At 43.0% G+C, this 16,423-nt stretch carries 13 protein-coding genes; 4 read left to right on the top strand and 9 right to left on the bottom strand.

What is annotated here, in order from left to right:
* The first annotated feature begins 1 nt into the window (after nucleotide 1).
* The gene (locus H8B17_RS10815; protein ID WP_190309175.1) at nucleotides 2-1,363 is read left to right on the top strand and encodes a RagB/SusD family nutrient uptake outer membrane protein; all 1,362 of its coding nucleotides are present in this window, start codon (nucleotides 2-4) and stop codon (nucleotides 1,361-1,363) included.
* A gap of 34 nt (nucleotides 1,364-1,397) precedes the next feature.
* Here the strand turns inward: H8B17_RS10815 and H8B17_RS10810 are convergent, their stop codons facing one another.
* The 8 genes from H8B17_RS10810 to H8B17_RS10775 form a co-directional block, all read right to left on the bottom strand.
* Entirely contained in the window at nucleotides 1,398-1,781 is a 384-nt protein-coding gene (locus H8B17_RS10810) for a hypothetical protein (RefSeq protein ID WP_190309174.1), read from the bottom strand.
* Entirely contained in the window at nucleotides 1,778-2,287 is a 510-nt protein-coding gene (locus H8B17_RS10805) for a MauE/DoxX family redox-associated membrane protein (protein ID WP_190309173.1), read from the bottom strand. The genes H8B17_RS10810 and H8B17_RS10805 overlap by 4 nt, the downstream gene beginning before the upstream one ends.
* 290 nt (nucleotides 2,288-2,577) lie before the next feature.
* Nucleotides 2,578-4,254 carry an IPT/TIG domain-containing protein gene (locus tag H8B17_RS10800; RefSeq protein WP_190309172.1) on the bottom strand — a complete coding sequence of 559 codons (1,677 nt, stop codon included), beginning with the start codon at nucleotides 4,252-4,254 and terminating at the stop codon, nucleotides 2,578-2,580.
* Between the two features lie 5 nt (nucleotides 4,255-4,259).
* Nucleotides 4,260-5,933 (bottom strand): hypothetical protein, encoded by a 1,674-nt coding sequence (locus tag H8B17_RS10795; protein WP_190309171.1) that lies wholly within the window; start codon nucleotides 5,931-5,933, stop codon nucleotides 4,260-4,262.
* A 16-nt stretch (nucleotides 5,934-5,949) separates the two neighbouring features.
* Nucleotides 5,950-7,683: a hypothetical protein gene (locus H8B17_RS10790; RefSeq protein WP_190309170.1), complete on the bottom strand. Its 1,734-nt coding sequence runs from the start codon at nucleotides 7,681-7,683 to the stop codon at nucleotides 5,950-5,952.
* 23 nt (nucleotides 7,684-7,706) lie between these two features.
* Nucleotides 7,707-9,380 (bottom strand): IPT/TIG domain-containing protein, encoded by a 1,674-nt coding sequence (locus H8B17_RS10785; RefSeq protein ID WP_190309169.1) that lies wholly within the window; start codon nucleotides 9,378-9,380, stop codon nucleotides 7,707-7,709.
* 94 nt (nucleotides 9,381-9,474) lie between these two features.
* On the bottom strand, nucleotides 9,475-10,581 hold the full coding sequence (locus H8B17_RS10780) for a hypothetical protein (protein ID WP_190309168.1): 1,107 nt from the start codon (nucleotides 10,579-10,581) through the stop codon (nucleotides 9,475-9,477).
* Nucleotides 10,574-11,554 carry a hypothetical protein gene (locus tag H8B17_RS10775; protein WP_190309167.1) on the bottom strand — a complete coding sequence of 327 codons (981 nt, stop codon included), beginning with the start codon at nucleotides 11,552-11,554 and terminating at the stop codon, nucleotides 10,574-10,576. Before H8B17_RS10775 ends, H8B17_RS10780 begins: the two co-directional genes overlap by 8 nt.
* Nucleotides 11,555-11,826: 272 nt before the next feature.
* On the opposite strand from H8B17_RS10775, the gene H8B17_RS10770 reads away from it, so the two are divergent.
* On the top strand, nucleotides 11,827-12,870 hold the full coding sequence (locus tag H8B17_RS10770; protein ID WP_190309166.1) for a LytTR family transcriptional regulator DNA-binding domain-containing protein: 1,044 nt from the start codon (nucleotides 11,827-11,829) through the stop codon (nucleotides 12,868-12,870).
* 26 nt (nucleotides 12,871-12,896) lie between these two features.
* Nucleotides 12,897-13,220, top strand: a complete 324-nt coding sequence (locus H8B17_RS10765; protein ID WP_190309165.1) for a hypothetical protein — start codon at nucleotides 12,897-12,899, stop codon at nucleotides 13,218-13,220.
* A 46-nt stretch (nucleotides 13,221-13,266) separates the two neighbouring features.
* Here the strand turns inward: H8B17_RS10765 and H8B17_RS10760 are convergent, their stop codons facing one another.
* On the bottom strand, nucleotides 13,267-13,704 hold the full coding sequence (locus H8B17_RS10760; protein WP_190309164.1) for a carboxymuconolactone decarboxylase family protein: 438 nt from the start codon (nucleotides 13,702-13,704) through the stop codon (nucleotides 13,267-13,269).
* Between the two features lie 284 nt (nucleotides 13,705-13,988).
* Here H8B17_RS10760 and H8B17_RS20765 point away from each other — a divergent pair, with 284 nt between their 5' ends.
* Nucleotides 13,989-16,409 (top strand): TonB-dependent receptor, encoded by a 2,421-nt coding sequence (locus tag H8B17_RS20765; RefSeq protein ID WP_190309163.1) that lies wholly within the window; start codon nucleotides 13,989-13,991, stop codon nucleotides 16,407-16,409.
* Nucleotides 16,410-16,423 lie beyond the last annotated feature (14 nt).

Here is a 16,423-nt window from a genome sequence, read left to right as displayed (position 1 = left end):
AATGAAGAAACGTAATGCTATAATTTTAATTGTCACCTTTTTTACGGTAATAGGTTGTAAAGATTTTTTAGATCAAAAACAGAATTTCGCTTATTCCGATGGTTCCTCGCTTAGTGATATACAGGCGATCTTGGACGATGCAGAATATATGAATCGACGAACACCAACTTTTCCCCAAGCTGCCTCGGACGATTTCTTTTTGCCCGAGAATGCGTTCAATGGACGGACAGAACGGGACCGAATGTTGTATATGTGGGAGCTTGTTGATTATACGTTTCCAAATGATTGGGCGAACTTATATTTTCAAGTTTTTAATGCTAACTTATGTCTGGAGAACTTGGATGTACTACGGCCTAATATTACCGATACGAGAAGTTGGGAAGAAACTTACGGAGCGGCATTGTTTTTTCGCGCGCATGCCAATTACTGGCTAGTGACGACCTTTGCAAAAGCCTATGATCGTGACGCTGCCGATGAAGAACCGGGGATTGTCATACGCACAACTTCTGATTTCAATGTGCCATCTTTTAGAAGTAGCTTGAGAGAAAGTTATGATCATATTGAAGCAGATTTAAGAAAAGCTGTCCGTTTATTGCCTAGACAGGTCGAAGTTCCACTGAGACCGTCACAAGCAGCGGCATACGGACTATTAGCGAGAATACATTTGGTCAAAAGAGAGTACGATCATGCGGCGTTGTTTGCCGATTCTGCACTCGCTATTAACCGGGAAGTGCTGAATTTTAACGATGTGGGCTTAAACTTAGCAAGTAACTTGCCGTTTTCGGAAAAATATTTTAATGAAGTTGTTTTTTACAGTGCAATTGGTGTTAATACGACATCGGTTGCACATCCGAACAACGGCAGAATAGATTCGATCTTATATAATACTTATCATAACGACGATTTGCGAAAGCAAGCTTATTTTCTCCCGCAGGGTAATGGATATCGCTTTAAAGGTATGTACATAGAAAGTGTGAATTTATGTTTTACGGGGTTGACAACCGCGGAACTTCTTTTGACCTTAGCGGAATGTAAGATTCGTCAAGGCCAGGTTGAGGAAGGTTTAAATTTGATTGATGAAGTATTAATGAATCGATTCAAATACGATTCTTATGAACCGACTCCATTGATGCCTCAAGAAGCTGCGCTTTCTTTTGTCTTGGAAGAAAGAAGAAAAGAACTGTTGATGCGGGGGATAAGGTTTGCCGATATTAAACGCTTGAATGCCGAAGGCCGTAATATAGAGCTCAGGAGGATTGTGAATGGGAAAGAGATCATAATTGCGCCAAATGATACCCGATATGCAATGCCAATCCCTTTAGATGTAACACAAAATAGTAATATTGAACAGAATCAATATTAGAATGGCCCTCAACAATTGAAGGCCATTCTGGTCATTATTCCTTATTCTCTATAAGCTCATAAATTGGGCCTGGGGTTGGACGTGTACCGTTTACATCACTCGTCATTGGTAAATTGGGACTACCGTACTGAGATTGTAATTTGCTTGGGTCAATAAATAAGTTACCCCCAACATCAGTGACTAAGTCTGATGAAACTTCAATGACACACGCTTGGTTGTTTTCTTCGTCACAAGCAGCGGAGGGTGCGTGTTGCCAATTACTTGGACTGGATTCGCCATTTGGCGTGTCATTGAACTGAAATCTTACAGAGGCCGGTTGTGTAGTATTTATTTTCTCCAACCCAAACGACATTAATGTAGTACCAGCAATGGCTAAAGCCACTAAAGCCATTGCATTTTTGATGATGAATTTTTTCATCGGATTTGATTTAGAATGTTTATAAAGATGTTTGTATGTTGTCTTTTGGCCGACAAGCCCTCCACAACGGCTGGCCTGGAGCCGCTGTTTCGATGTAAACCTCGTTGTAAATAATAGCCCCAGATGCTGAGGGCAAGAAAAAACAGATTGAACCAGAAGTGTTGCATCCAGCTCATACCGCTGATCACCGAGCCACAGCCACAGGGAAGTTTCTCCCATGCGTCCAGTAGAGCAATGCCGATGTAGCCGGTAAAGGCTGCCATCAAGAGCGATGACAGCCCAAAACCCAACAACCGAAAACGACTGCTAACGATTAACCCTACGACCAATATCTCTAAAGGAAGCAGCAAGTAGATCAACACCTGGCCCAAGGTGTCCGAAAACGGTTGGCGGAGTATACCGGCTTTGAATGTCTCGAAATGAAGGAGCTTATCTAAGCTTACCGGAATCCAGAGCAATAGCAGTGCGATGCTGATTAGGGTGATATATGTTGTTTTCTTTTTCATTGTTTTACTTTCTTTGAGCGCTGGTCAAGACCATTGTTCAGTGTCTACAATTCAAAGGTCGCTCAAAATAGAGGTGGTGCAGGGGATGATATCAGGCAGGAAGGTGTAGGTTTATAGCTCCTGGAGAGAAGATGAAATCGAAAAGGTGAGGAATAAGCGTTTAAATGGCAAGATGGGATTCTTGCTAAAATCGGTGTTGAAACGCTTGTGAAGGTTTTTTTTGATGTTTTATCGGAAGGTGAAAAGGGGGATGATAGGGGATGATCTCCCTTTTCTAAAAAAAGGGGGGATTAAAGCACTTCGAAGTATTCATCGGAAAAAATCCAATCGTTAAATGCGCCCATGCTTAGACGGTGCGGGCCTTTTCTATCGGTGTTAGGCACCATGATCTTTGCTTCTCCGTCTTTTCTGTACACGATATTTGCTCCTGAAGTTCCGATCGAGAAACCGAAATGGCTCGATCGTAGGCCTTTGCCCTTAATCGTAATGATATCTCCGGGATAACCTTTTTTAGGGTAAAAACTATCGATAGTACCTCCTTTCATCTGGATAGTGTGGTCCTTGTTCGCAATATACATATCCATTTGCTGACTGAGATAGCCTATAAACACGGTGAAATTGCCCAGCTCCATAAAGGGAAGCTCAGAACGTAACTCGCCGTCTAAAGCTTTTCCCTTAAAGGCTTCCCGTTCGCCAATCCGCACAATGTAATCTTGCTCGGGAAGAAAGTTCCCTTTAATAACGATTGGGTCATTAAAATACCCTTCACCCAAATCGACATCGGTTATTTTTAGTTCGGTGACTGTTATTTTTTGCTTAAGGGTTTGCGGTTGATACATAGGGGTTTTCATTGTTATATCGTATTGACCGGAAGGTAAATCGGGGACGTATATTTCACGTTCGAAACTATTGTCGCCCGCGGAAGCGAACGTAGCGATGTTACCTATAGTTGTTTCGCTAAAATTATAGACGTAGTGTTTATAAAAATTAATACCACCGGCAGTGATGACGGTTTTAGGATGCACAATTTTTGGAAAAAAATCAATAGCCTCTGTATCAGGATGTATCAATTGCCACGGCTGGTCAAAAATTACAGTATCGCGTCCGTTATAATAGCCGATACGGTAAGCATCTCCGCTGATACCTAATTCATACGGGTGGTAGGTCGATTGGTAAGGAAGAAACTTATCACCAATGATTACCCGAAAATTGGTTTGTATGTATTCTGGCAGCCCCACCGCGGTGAGCCTAATTGGATCGGAATAATAATGCGGTCCTGCTGCTGGTGGGTTGAGTGTGGGCAGTACCATAATGGATGCAAAATGATGGATTAGCTGTCCTCGTTGTTGTAGCTGTAACGGGACGGGATTATAATTGTTCTGGATAGTAAGGGGCATTTTAAAAGTTAATGTCTTCTGATCAGCATCAATCTGAAAGGGAACCGTATGTTGAATAGGATAGCCTAACCAGAGTTGATGGTCTTCTTCGATTTGGGCGAAATCACCGTGTAGCACGATTTCCTCGCCAAGTGTTGCCTGTAACGTTCCGTAATTGTTTAAACCGAGCGTGTTCAGGGCGAAAGCCATCGAAGTTCCGCTGTATTCGCCATGATCTGTCTTTAAATAAGCACGATAACCATAATATCCTTTGATCTTGAAGGGTGTAGTGGGCCGATAGTCAAACGTGAATAAGCCTGGTTTTGCCTTCGTATCCATGCGGAAGATAATACTGTCATGGGTATTGATATAGAATATGAAACCATATTCTCTGATATCTTCGTCGTTCAGATGTACTATTTCGGCACTTAAAGTGGCGTTTACCGAACTTAGGTTGGATACGGGTAAGGTTTTGATTTCAATAGGTTTAGAATCGTGTATAAGCTTTTCTTCTTTCTTACAGGAGTATGCACCGATCAGCGTACATAAAGCCAACACAATGAAAAATTTAACAGCTTTTAGCGTCTTCATGTTTGTTATTTGATTTCTAATAATTGGTCTGCAGTAATTTTGAAATTAGAGAATTCGGCGCTGATGGCGACTTTTCCTGCGGGCAAAAAGCCGGGAACCATAAATTGGATGTCACCGTTGTCCAAATGCATTGTATACACCCATTTTCCGTCGACCAAAAGGTGATTTGCCTGCGCGAGACCTTTGCCTTTTACGGTAATAAGATCTCCAGGATATCCGTATCTTGGCGAGAAATCCTCCATGATAGGATGCAAAATTTCCATGTCCTGTTCTGTGCCTATAACATGGTGGGAATTGAAATCATCATAGTAATCCACTTTAAAAGTATAATGGCCGGAGGGCAGGAAAGGTACCTTCATCTGGAGTTCTCCATTTTTGGCTGGGAAGTAAAAACTATGTTGAGAACTACCGGTGAACTGTACGCGATAGCTGCGCGACGCGATAAAACTGCCACGAAGCGTAACGACGTCATCGTAGTAAACTTTGTTTATATTAGCTTTTTCCCAGTAGAATTTTTTTACCTCGATTTTTTCGGTACTGGTGTAAGTGTAGTAGGGACTTTTCACAATTAAAGGATACACACCTTCAGGTGTGTCGCCCACTGATATATACAGGACGTCGTAGTTTTGGTAAGCAATCTGGACAGGATACTGACCTAGTGCCAGCCCTTCAATTTTATTGTTGAAATAACGGTATCTATCTAAGCCGTTGACGGTTAGCACATCTCCTGGATGAACCTGACGGGCATTGAACTTAGCCAAATCAGCAGTTGGAGGTATTAAGGTTATTGGATCATCAAAGTAAATGCTATCTACCCCATTATAGTACCCGAGCCGGAAAGACGAGCCTCGCAATATGTCCACGTTTCGGATGTAAAATGGGTTGGAGTAGGGCACAGCCTCGCCATCGACCAACAGGTAAAAGTTTTGATAGGCATATGTTGGTAGCCCTTTCCCGGTTAGACGTATAGGATCGCTTAGACCATATGCAATCTTGTCGAGCGGATCCAGTGTAGCTACGATTTCTACGCTTCCCAAAGATCGTGTATAGGGATAAGTCCAGTTTTTTGATTGCCATTGAAGCGCAATCTCTACCACGTTGCCATGGATGTAACCTTGTTCCGGTAGCTTTAGGTATAAAGTATGTTTATCTTCGCTCAGTGTGAATGCCAAGTTGGTTTGATCAGTGAAGACTTTGAAACCATCTTCCAAAGACGTAAAGTCTCCCTGGATATGGATGGTTGATCCTAAGGTCGCTTTCTGTTTTTCTAGTGTCTCAACACGGAAGTCGTCTATTTGAAAATGTACCGATTCACCTTTATAAAAGCCGCTTTCTGTTCGGACATAGAATAGATATGCGTATGATGCCATGGGTTGGAATGGTATTTCGGATGTGTAGGTATATGCTATGCTGCCTGCTTCAAAGGTTTCTGAACCCACACTGATCTCTTTCGGTGTAGTAGGGCGCTCTGATATTTCGTACAGAAGAAAACCGACATCTATTATTTTCTCATGGTTACGCTGATTAATCTTACCATTCAAGGTAACTGCATTTGTGGTGACATCGGATATTGGAGTAGTCTCCAGCAGGAGCGGCTGATGGGCGATGTGTACCTCCTCTACTTTTTTACAGCAGATCAATAATAAAAGAAAAGGAACGGTTAAAAGTATATTTTTCATTAAGATAGCAGGCTAATTATAATATTTCAAACAAAGCTTCTACGGGGTAAAGCTCATTCAGCATATCCAGCGTGACACGCACCTTGCCTTTACTCGGAATATCTGGTGCAGGAAATTGGACTTTGTTGATATTCACAAATAGGGGATACACGACCTTATCGCCCACCAGAATATGATTGATATACCCAATACCTTTTCCTTCAAGTGTCACAACATCTCCTGGGTATCCCTGCAACGGTGTCATTAGATCTATTTGGAAAGGCAGCGTCTCTATCAAGACACTCTTTTCAAATGAATGAAGCGTTGTACCTTGTCCGACGTAATATCCTATTTTCATTTGTTTTTTTCCGATAAACGAAGGCGATAATTCAATAGATAATTCGTTGTTTTTTCCGAAAAAACTGCCTATGATCTCGCCCTCTAAATTTACTTGGTATTCGAACCCTTCTATGAAAGTTCCTTGTAAAATGACTTGTTCTCCTAGATGTCCTTTGTTTTTGTCTGTCGTATTCCATACAAGATTTCGCACTTCTATTGGTTTAGCAACAGTTAATGTAAACAGATCATTGACAGCTGAAAAGTGATGCTTTCCCTCTGGAATGTCACCTACCCAGAAAGTGTGGGACATACCGCTGGTAGGACCGCGTTCTAATGGAGTTTCGCCTAAAGAATATTTTCCATTGTCCTGAAAATAGGAGTAAAAGCTATAATCATTTGTTCTAATACTTGAAAAGGGGTGGATGATATAACGATTAAACCGAAGCAGGGAAGGGTCTGGCTGGTTCAATTCAATCGGGTCCGGAAATATAACGGAATCTCTACCATTTTTAAATCCTAGCCGAAGTCGATTCCCTTTCAAACCAGGAATGTCTCCAAGTTTAATTTCACGTCGATAGGGGATACTCACATCACCGATTAGTACCTGCAAGCTTTGGTCGTCTGTCCAAGAATAGGGTAAAGCGCTGCCCGTCAACAATAGTGGTTCGTTGAGGTCGTAATTTTTTTTCGTTGGAGGGTTAATGCTCCCCAGAATACGAACATTGGCCAGCGTTTTACTTATGGTGCCATAGGAGGGTTTAAATTTTTCGTAGCCTATCTGAACGGTGCTACCGTGTACAGACTCCAAAGATAGGGGGAGTACGAAAGATAGAGATTTTTTATCATCGCTTACCGTATAGGAAAGCGCATGTATTTTATAGTCGTCGACCAAAGTGAGTTGATAGGCGCTATGTAATCCTGAAAAATCTCCCTTTAACGCAATCGTTTCACCTAGAGTAGCTTGTAGTGAGTTTTGCTGCTCAATGACCAACCCATCGACCTCGAAAGTTTTACGTGGTCCCTTGTAAAATCCTTTTGTGGTTTTTACATAAAAGTAAAAGGCGTGGATGTCTTCCAGATCGAAAGGTACGTCTGGCTGGTATGTATAGATGACGGGCTTATTGGCGCTTACTTCGGCGCCAAGACTCAGTTCTGTTTCTTTTCCCGGGCTTGCCGGAGTATAGTCGCGAATGAATACAAAACCGTGGTCTAGAATCTTTTCATTGTTGAGTTCTTTGATTTCGCCTTTAAAGGTAACACGCAAGGCATTTACATTTTCAGCCGAAAATGTTCCCAATCTGATTTCTGTAGATCCGGAAGGTGTTTCTGACGCTTCCTTGCTGCAACCACCAACTAGCAGCATCGCAATAAACAAAATATGCAAAGTGACTAACTTTATAGAGCAACGCATGGAGATATAAAGAGAATTCATAAAGCTAATTTCTATCTGATGGATTATTTAACTTCAAAATAAGAAGAGGTTGTGACCCAACCGGTTTTAAAGAATACGCTTAACCGTTTTTTTCCTTTGGTCATGATCCGCGGAATTTCAACCTTGACCTGTGTAGACCCATATTCGAACGGGTATATATTCTGATCGCCGAAAAATATTCTTCCGGCGCCTAAACCTCTACCTTTGAGTGTGACGACAGTGCCCGGTGGGCCTGACTTTGGGGTAAAGTCCTCAAAAGTGCTTGGTAGCGCATCGATAGTTAAGCCTGTTTGGACGAGTACTTCGTTATCACTGTAAGGGTTGTAACCCACTTCGATGGGAGCTTTTCCGGTTACGGCTGGTAATTCAAAAGTAACTTGCCCATTGTTTGCCCGGCTAGTTTCTTGATACTCACCATCAATTTTGACAAAGTATGTGTTGCCATCAACAAAATTTCCACGAAGTATGACGGGATCAAGGAAGTATGCCTTTTGAGGACTTACCGAGCTGATTTTTAAGCTTTCTACTTTGATAGTTTTTTTACTGGTATAGTTTATTATCGGGCCTTTTATGACAAGTGGATATGTTCCGTCTTGAACGTCGCCGATACCTACGGAAATAACGCCTGTCCAGTGATTGCTAAAGGATGCGGGCTTACCTCCTAGGCTAAAAGATGTGTTGTAAATAGAACCATAATTATTCAGTTCGAGGCCGGTGCCTATAGTAACCCCTCTTGGATGTACATGGCGATGCGAAAATCCGAAGGAGTCGGCAGCTGGTTGTTTCAGTTTAAGCTTTTGTGGAAATATATGGGTATCACGCCCATTCGAATAACCGAGTTGAAAACTTGTTCCACTGGCATCGCTGAGCAGGTCATTTAGCGCAAGGGTGTTGTAGTAACGTACCTTTTTATCGCCTATAATAATCCAGAGATTGTCTATGATGCCATGCGGTGCGCCAGGACCGGATAACTTAAGCATGTCCGAAAAGAAATATTCATAATTGGCAGGCGGGCTTAAGGTGGCAAGTACCTTGATAGACGCTAAAGATGCTACGAGATTGTGTTGATTGTCTTTATTACGTATAACAAAACTCACCTCTTGGCCATGGGAAAAACCTCCGGGCATCTTAAACGTTAAGGTTTGCCTGTTGTTTGCGAGTGTAAATGGGATTTCTGTTAATCCGTCCCAACCGACGTATAGTCCATGAGATTCTGTAAGGTCCTTATAATTTCCCGCCAAAACAACTTCTTCGCCTATAGTTGCATAAAGCCCACGGTGGTAGCCGAAGTTCGCGTTGGATATACCGAATGACATGTCGGCGCCTTTATATAGCTGTTTGTCTGTTTTTACATAGAAATAAAAGGTGTACTGGTAGTGCGAATTTTGAATTTCACTGATATCCGGAACTCGGTAGGTTACTTTGCCAGGATCGACTCGGTTGCCCATCTGATATTCTCGCGATACGGTATCGCCTTCGAACGTTCGAAATTTTAAGACAAAACCGTGGTCAAGAACTTTTTCTCCGTTTAGAAACAGAATCCGACCCGACAACACAATGTTTTCTCCAGTAGCAGTTTCTGGAGCCAAGGTTTCTAATGCTATCGGCTTTGCATCAATAGAGGGGGCATTACTTTCTTTCTTACAGCTGCCGAAAAATAATACCGCTAGGCTAATAATTAGGTATTTTAATTTCATATCAAGTTAATTCCTCAAAAGTAGAAAATTTTTATCAATGTCTAACACGGCGTGAGTAAAATTATTCCTTTTGGGGTTTGTCGTCGGTATGGGTTTATAATGGAAACTCGGCTTCTAATAGTGTGAGCATTTCTTTGAGCTTTCGACGCATAACGACAGCCGCTGGTTCCAGCGCGGGCTTGTCGAACTTTTCCAATGTTTTGTAGGAAATCCTTCTCCCTGTTTTGGACTTGACGTAGGTGGAAAAAGCTTTTGCCGCCTCGCGCTTAGTACGATACCGAAATAGGTTAGCTTTATATGCATATTGAAAATAGACGGTCATTTCGTCGGAGTTGAGTGTACTGAGAATAAGTTCATCGTCCGTCAATGGGTTTTCTTCCATCTCTGTCTCAATCAATTCTCTTTTCTTGTGTATGTAACCTTGCATATAAGTGGCGAGCGATGGGCGTAAGGGATCATAAGTATAAGCCGGTTCGGGAATGTGAAGGTGGAGGTTGTCTTCCTGCTGGCTGAGCATCTTTACTTTATTCATGTAACTGTCCGTTTTGGCGAAAATTTCCTCTTGCCCTTCTCTCCATCTGTTCAGAATTCCCATATGATTAAAATTGTAATTAATGAGAATATGTAGAAAGCGTGTTGTCCAGTCCTTCTTTCGCTCATCTCGTGCCATCTCTTCGAGTGCCGTTAAAAACATAAATAGGTAATGCCGATGACTGAATTTAAGCTCCGGGAGCTTTCCTTTGGTGAACAGGCTATTGATCGCGGACGACAGTTCGGCAAGGTATACCGCAGGAATATTCTTTTGGCGTAAAACGAGGAGTACGTTGCCCAGTCGCAAAAGAACGGCTTCCTGAAGTTCATTTTCTGCATAGTGCGATAGTGTGCAGGTGTGCTGGAGATATAATTCGTAAGAGATTTCATATTGCTTGATCATCGCTGCCGACACATCCAGAAGCACAGTGTCCGCTGGTCGTTCATCATAAAGAGAGTTATGTATGTTTATCAACAGACGATGGCAATGCTGAACGGCATGTTCCGCTAGGTGATGCTCGGTGTATTGGCGATAAAGGTTGTTGATTTCGGCTAGGGTCCGTTCGCAAGCATGCTGCAATACAGCCTGTAGGTTTTCAGTGCTTTCCGCTGCGAACTGTTGCTTGTATTGTTGGGCGGCTTCTTGTACTATGTGAAGGGCATTAATCATAATAGCGCTTACTGATATGATCGTGGTACCATGGCCAGCCTAATCTTCCTGAATGTAAATGCAGCTTGATCGTATCTCCTTCTTTCACGAGGTGAAACAGTTTCGGGTGAACTTCGATAACGGCATATTTTTCTTTTCCGTTTTTTTGGTATTTCAGATGTAGGTCGTGAATCGGGCATTTGAGGTGTACAGTTGCGCGGTAATTTTCGCCACCGGTTCGTGGGGCGAAGTGGCAGTTGATCGTGAGAAGGACCGTTTGGAAGTAGAAGCAAAAGAGTACGGCGGTCATGATCGTTAAGGGGACCATCAACGACTCGTTCGGGTGTTTTTTCTTATCGATTTCATAAAATCGCCTATGCCGGATTCCCATCGATGCGGCAAACAATAAACTGACACAAAAGGATAGTACTAGGGGGGTAGCATCACCCAGTAAGCTATAGTCTTGCAAAGAGGTGAGTTTGACGTTGAAACAGAAAAGAAGCAGGATAAGGATAGAAAGCGTAGTGATGCCGTTTTTTATGTTTGTGCGGGCTTCAACCAGATAGATCAACAAAAGGATGGCGATGCTGCAAAGCAAGGTGACGATAGTGGAAACCTGTAGAAAAAGCGCATAGAAAGTGGTTGGTAAGGCAATGAGCAGGACGTACGTATTACGCATGGATACGCCGAAATCGAAAGCTTGGCGAAGGTTGGGGGCACCCAGGATAGACGACAACGGCCTTTTGTTCGGAATAGGTAGCCCGCATACTTTAGCATACAGCAGATAGATGATACCAAGTAAGACAACAATTAGGCTGGTATTCCCTAAAAGTAGGATGCTCTTCCAGAGTATAAATGAGCCGGCTGTTTCGTGCAGAAGTGTTTCAAGTTCGGTGGTAAAATTGTGGACAAGGTGGATAACGGCTACACCAAGGAGTGTCATCATCACGAATAGGAGGAGCGTATATGGCCAGGGTTGCTTTGTCTTTTTCATAATAATCTACGTTGGTGTTTTATAAAAATAAGCATACACCAACCGACAACGACGCAATGATTGACTGTTTTTTGTTGAAATCGGGAAATGGCAGGCTGAAACCGGAAATATCGCGGGCGAATCCGGTACGATAGGCGTTCAAACGCTGTAAATTAGGTTTTTATACGCGCTGTGTAACTAATTTTGCCTAGCCGTGGCTTGGCACTTATTTTTTTATTTGTAACTTAATCTTGAATTAACAACCCGAAGATAAACATTGCCATTGTTGGTTTATGAAGAAAGTACCACCAATATCCGATAAGGAGAAGGCGGAGCCGTCTCCCAACCGCTACCGCGATCGCGTGGTAATACTGGTTGCTAGTGCCGTGATGGGTGCTATTCTATCTGCCTATGGGTACAGGGGAGGGATCATGGAAGGGGCGACGCATATCGAATTTATCATTATATGTTGGTTGTATTTTCTGCCATGCTGCATCGTGCTTTTGCTTATTTCAAAAAAGACGGTAGCGCTCGATAAAACATGTGCTTGGGACGTATCTTTTTATCGACGTGCTGTACTGCAGCTTTTCTATTGTTGGTTTGCACCTACAGCAGTTGTTTTCATGGTTTTTCTATTGTCATCCTTCATCCTACCGCTTTCTTTACGTGAATCCACCTTTTTGCATATTGATATATACATTGTGGCACTACTGCTGCTGCTTGTAAATGCTTGCTATGTTATCGCTTTTTATATGAAGCAAGCGGATTCACTGTTTGAGAAGTTGCGCTTGGAAAGAAATGCTTGGGAAGAAGAGGCCGATCGCAAAAATGCAGCATTTGCCAAAATATCTGCTGAGGAGAGAAAGATAATTCAAAGCCTGAAAGAACAGATCGTGGTGCTGCAAACAAAACTCGAAACCTATAAGGATGCCGTCAAACTCAAAACTTCGGGTGATACGACTGCTGAAGACGATAAGGTATACTTGCACAAGTTGGGGGCTACGACGAGACGGATCATGCATGGCGAGATTGCACTTTTCTTTATGCGGGATGGAATACCTTGGTTTGGACTGAAAAATGGGGAGGAACATCTCGCAACGGAGAAAACCTTGAGTGAGGTACACAAAGTGGTAGGAGACGACTTTTTCTTGGTAAAACGATCGTATTTAATAAACAATAATGCGATTGAACGCTGTGTGAGGAGGAGTGATAAACGCTTGGTGCTGTTCCTTTGCGATAAGCAAAAGACGGAAGTTCTTGGGCCGGTAGAACCGGATGAAAACTTGGAAAAGCGCATTTTAAAGGTTGTTGACATTTTGGCTGAAAGAAAGAAATAAATACGATATGTAGAAAGGAGAATACTATGAGGGGAAAGAAAAGAGGGGCCATGACAGATAAGTTGATGGCACAGGTGGAGATCGACACGATCGAAAGAACCAAATGCCGAGGTAGTGGCAAGATAAGTTTTAGAAGCTACGCCGAAGCGAAATTTTTTATGTATTGGATGAAATGGCGGTACAGCAAAAGAATAAAAGCGAAACGGAAAAAGCGGTTTAATAAACCAAAGGTACGCTACGTCTACGCTTGCGAGCTGTGTGGTGGATACCACCTAACGAAGATCCACCCCTTCGAACATGAGAAAAACAAAAAGAAGTGGGAAGCGAAATATTTTAATGTGGCGTATTGAGAATGATTTTTATTGACCACCCAATACGCCGAGGATATAATATCTTCTACTTCACCGTCCGCTTCGTGCTAATAACAATCCGGTTCCACGCATTTATCGTGGCAACAGCCATGATAATCTGGCCTATATAATGCTCGTTAAAGAATTTTTCGGCGTGGGCGTAGGTAGCATCGGTTAACCCCTGTTGATTGATTAAGGTTACTTCTTCGGTAATGGCCAAAACTGCTTTTTCTTCTTCGGTGAACAACTCGGTTTCTTTCCAGGCATTGAGCAAGAAAATGCGTTGCGCTGTTTCGCCCTGCTTTAAGGCATCGGAGGTATGCATATTGATGCAGAATGCACATCCATTGATTTGGGAAGCGCGTATTTTAATTAACCCGAGGTGTATTTTGGAGAGTTGTGCGTTTTGTAGGTAATTCTCTAAACCCAGCATAGCTTGGAAGCCGTTCGGCTCCGTTTGTTGCATATCGAATCTGTTTTCCATATTTTGTTATATTCTAGTTTATACGTTATTGATACTGCACTAAATTAATCAAATTTCCGTTACCTCATCTTTAGTATCCTCGTGCTTTATCAATCTCTACGGAAAGCATATGAAGTGAGCTACCGATCAACACGTCATTCCTCTACAGTTATAAATATACACGATAAAGTTCAATGAATAGAGGTGGTTTAAAATTTAAAGGCAATTAAGTTGCTTTTAGTTTTGCTATCTATTATATTTGCATCTTTGTTGCTTTTGAGCGACTGATAACGAATCGCAAATTGATGAAGTATAGCATTATCGGCTTGTTTAGCTTATTATTAATAACATGTAGTTACGCACAGGAGAAAGAATTTACGCTTTCAGGTGTGATAACGGATGTTGACGGCAAGACCTTGCCTAATGTATCGATTGTGATCGCTACCATAGGGCATTCCTCGAAATCGGACTATACAGGAAAGTTTTCAATAGCTGGTTTACCGCGTGGTAAACATGTCGTCGCGCTCAGTCATGTAGGTTATATCCCTGAAACGAGAACAATAACGATGGAAAATACCCCGACTGACTTGGGAACTATCGTTCTGCGAAAGACCAATTACGCGATAAAACAAGTTGATGTGCTGGGAGATATTTACGCCACTACGCCTACCGGTGGGCTGAACAAAGAGCTCGTCGACCAGCAGTATATCCATCGGCATCTGGGTGGAAGTTTAATGCAGACACTTTCACGGCTTCCAGGGATAAGCAATATCGGTATCGGGTCTGGACAGTCTAAACCTTTGATCCGGGGTCTGGGTTTCAACCGCGTTGTTGTGGTAGAAAAGGGTATCAAACATGAGGGACAGCAATGGGGCGCCGATCACGGGCTGGAAATCGACCAATTTGCGACAGGGAATATCGAAGTGATCAAAGGTGCGGCGTCTTTCCTGTACGGCTCCGACGCGATCGGCGGTGTCATTGACATAAAGCCAGAGCCGCTATCCGAAAAGGAATCGCTTTCGGGATCGCTAAACCTCATCGGGAAATCGAACAACAGCCTTTACGGCCTGTCTGCCAATCTGCAGGGCCGAACCGGCAGGTGGATCTATGGAGGAAGGGTGAGCTATCAACGTTATGGTGATTACGGGGTTCCGACGGATACGGTACACGTTTACGACTATCCGGTGCTGCTTCATAAGCAAAAGGCACGAAATACCGCCGGCAAAGAACGAAACTTCCACGTAAATGGGGGGTATGCTACGGAAAATTTCCAGTCTGTTTTCTATTTCAGCAACAATTCGGCCCAAAGTGGTTTCTTTGCCAATGCCCATGGGCTTGAACCTCGACGAGTCGATACCGAGCTGCACGATGCCTCCAGCAGGGATATGCAAATGCCGTATCAACGGGTGAACCATCTCAAAGTGATCAACCGAAGCTCCTTGAAAATAGGTTTCCATCGTATAGAAATGGAAGCTGGATTTCAGCATAATTTCCGGCAGGAATACAGCCCATATGTAAATCATGGTTATATGCCACCTGTATATCCCGACAGTATGAAAATGCCTTCAAACCTTGAACGGGAATACGATAAAAGGATCTACTCTTTGAACCTTCGTGACCGGTTTTCGGTAGGGAAACATACTTTTATAGCGGGAATAAACGGTGAGTACCAGCATAACCAGATTGATGGATGGAGTTTCCTCATTCCCGGGTTTAACCAACGTTCGGCCGGCGCTTTTCTATATGACCGGTACCGGTTAAGTGAAAAAGTTTCGCTGCACGGGGCCTTACGATATGATTATAGCCATATCGAAACGGTAAGGTATATGGACTGGTTTCCGTCTGTCGTTTCCGAGGAGAACGGTGTTACAGAAACGGCATACCTCGTACGGGCCAATGATCTCCAGCGAACGTTTAACAGCTTGGTTTGGTCTTTGGGTACGACATACGATGAAGGAGATTTTTCAATCAAAGCCAACGTGGGCAAAAGTTTCCGTGTACCGATAGCCAAAGAACTGGCTGCAAACGGTGTCAACTATCATTATTTCAGTTATGAACGCGGGGATCCGGCACTATCGCCTGAACAATCGTATCAATTCGATGCGGGACTCCGCTACAGCAAAGAAAAACTCTGTGTAGAGCTGAATCCCTTCTATAACTACTTTACGAACTATATATACCTAAATCCGACGCCTCGTCACGACCATTTTTATGGGGCAGGGAACCAGATTTTTGAATATACGCAAAGTCGGGTATTACGTTATGGTGGAGAGATCAAGATAGGTTACCGGTTCTCGGAAGTGTGGAGCGCCGAGTTGCTCGCTGAATATGTAAAAGCGGAACAACTGTCCGGGAGCAAAAAAGGCTATCCATTACCGTTCTCGCCGCCGGCTTCTTTCCTCGCAAATATGAGCTGGCAACCGAATAGAGGCTTCCTAAAGGATTCCTACTTCTCCGTTGATCTGCGCTTGGCTGCTGCCCAGAACGCAATCGTTCCTCCGGAGAAGAAAACGCCCGGATATAAGCTTGTCAACGTGCAGGCCGGCCATTCTTTGATGATCTATGGTAGGCCAATACAGATAAACCTGCAGGTACAGAATTTCTTTAATACCAGATATCTGAACCATACGAGTTTCTATAGGTTGATCGAAATGCCTGAAGCGGGAAGGAACGTGGTGCTTTCGCTGTCTTTGCCCCTAAATTTCAAAAACAAACAAATGATTTAATTTAATAAGGAAAA

Source organism: Sphingobacterium arenae (genome assembly GCF_014692505.1).
In the GTDB taxonomy this organism is placed as follows: Bacteria; Bacteroidota; Bacteroidia; order Sphingobacteriales; family Sphingobacteriaceae; genus Sphingobacterium; species Sphingobacterium arenae.
Note: the sequence above shows the minus strand (reverse complement) of the source record. Positions and strands in the feature narration are given on the sequence as shown.

Excerpts from the sequence above, each read along its gene's own strand:
- H8B17_RS10795 (WP_190309171.1), bottom strand. The coding sequence starts at position 5,933 with ATGAAAAATATACTTTTAACCGTTCCTTTTCTTTTATTATTGATCTGC.
- H8B17_RS10800 (WP_190309172.1), bottom strand. The coding sequence starts at position 4,254 with ATGAAGACGCTAAAAGCTGTTAAATTTTTCATTGTGTTGGCTTTATGT.
- H8B17_RS10775 (WP_190309167.1), bottom strand. The coding sequence starts at position 11,554 with ATGAAAAAGACAAAGCAACCCTGGCCATATACGCTCCTCCTATTCGTG.
- H8B17_RS10805 (WP_190309173.1), bottom strand. The coding sequence starts at position 2,287 with ATGAAAAAGAAAACAACATATATCACCCTAATCAGCATCGCACTGCTA.
- H8B17_RS10785 (WP_190309169.1), bottom strand. The coding sequence starts at position 9,380 with ATGAAATTAAAATACCTAATTATTAGCCTAGCGGTATTATTTTTCGGC.
- H8B17_RS10790 (WP_190309170.1), bottom strand. The coding sequence starts at position 7,683 with ATGAATTCTCTTTATATCTCCATGCGTTGCTCTATAAAGTTAGTCACT.
- H8B17_RS10815 (WP_190309175.1), top strand. The coding sequence starts at position 2 with ATGAAGAAACGTAATGCTATAATTTTAATTGTCACCTTTTTTACGGTA.
- H8B17_RS20765 (WP_190309163.1), top strand. The coding sequence starts at position 13,989 with ATGAAGTATAGCATTATCGGCTTGTTTAGCTTATTATTAATAACATGT.
- H8B17_RS10760 (WP_190309164.1), bottom strand. The coding sequence starts at position 13,704 with ATGGAAAACAGATTCGATATGCAACAAACGGAGCCGAACGGCTTCCAA.
- H8B17_RS10780 (WP_190309168.1), bottom strand. The coding sequence starts at position 10,581 with ATGATTAATGCCCTTCACATAGTACAAGAAGCCGCCCAACAATACAAG.
- H8B17_RS10765 (WP_190309165.1), top strand. The coding sequence starts at position 12,897 with ATGAGGGGAAAGAAAAGAGGGGCCATGACAGATAAGTTGATGGCACAG.
- H8B17_RS10810 (WP_190309174.1), bottom strand. The coding sequence starts at position 1,781 with ATGAAAAAATTCATCATCAAAAATGCAATGGCTTTAGTGGCTTTAGCC.
- H8B17_RS10770 (WP_190309166.1), top strand. The coding sequence starts at position 11,827 with ATGAAGAAAGTACCACCAATATCCGATAAGGAGAAGGCGGAGCCGTCT.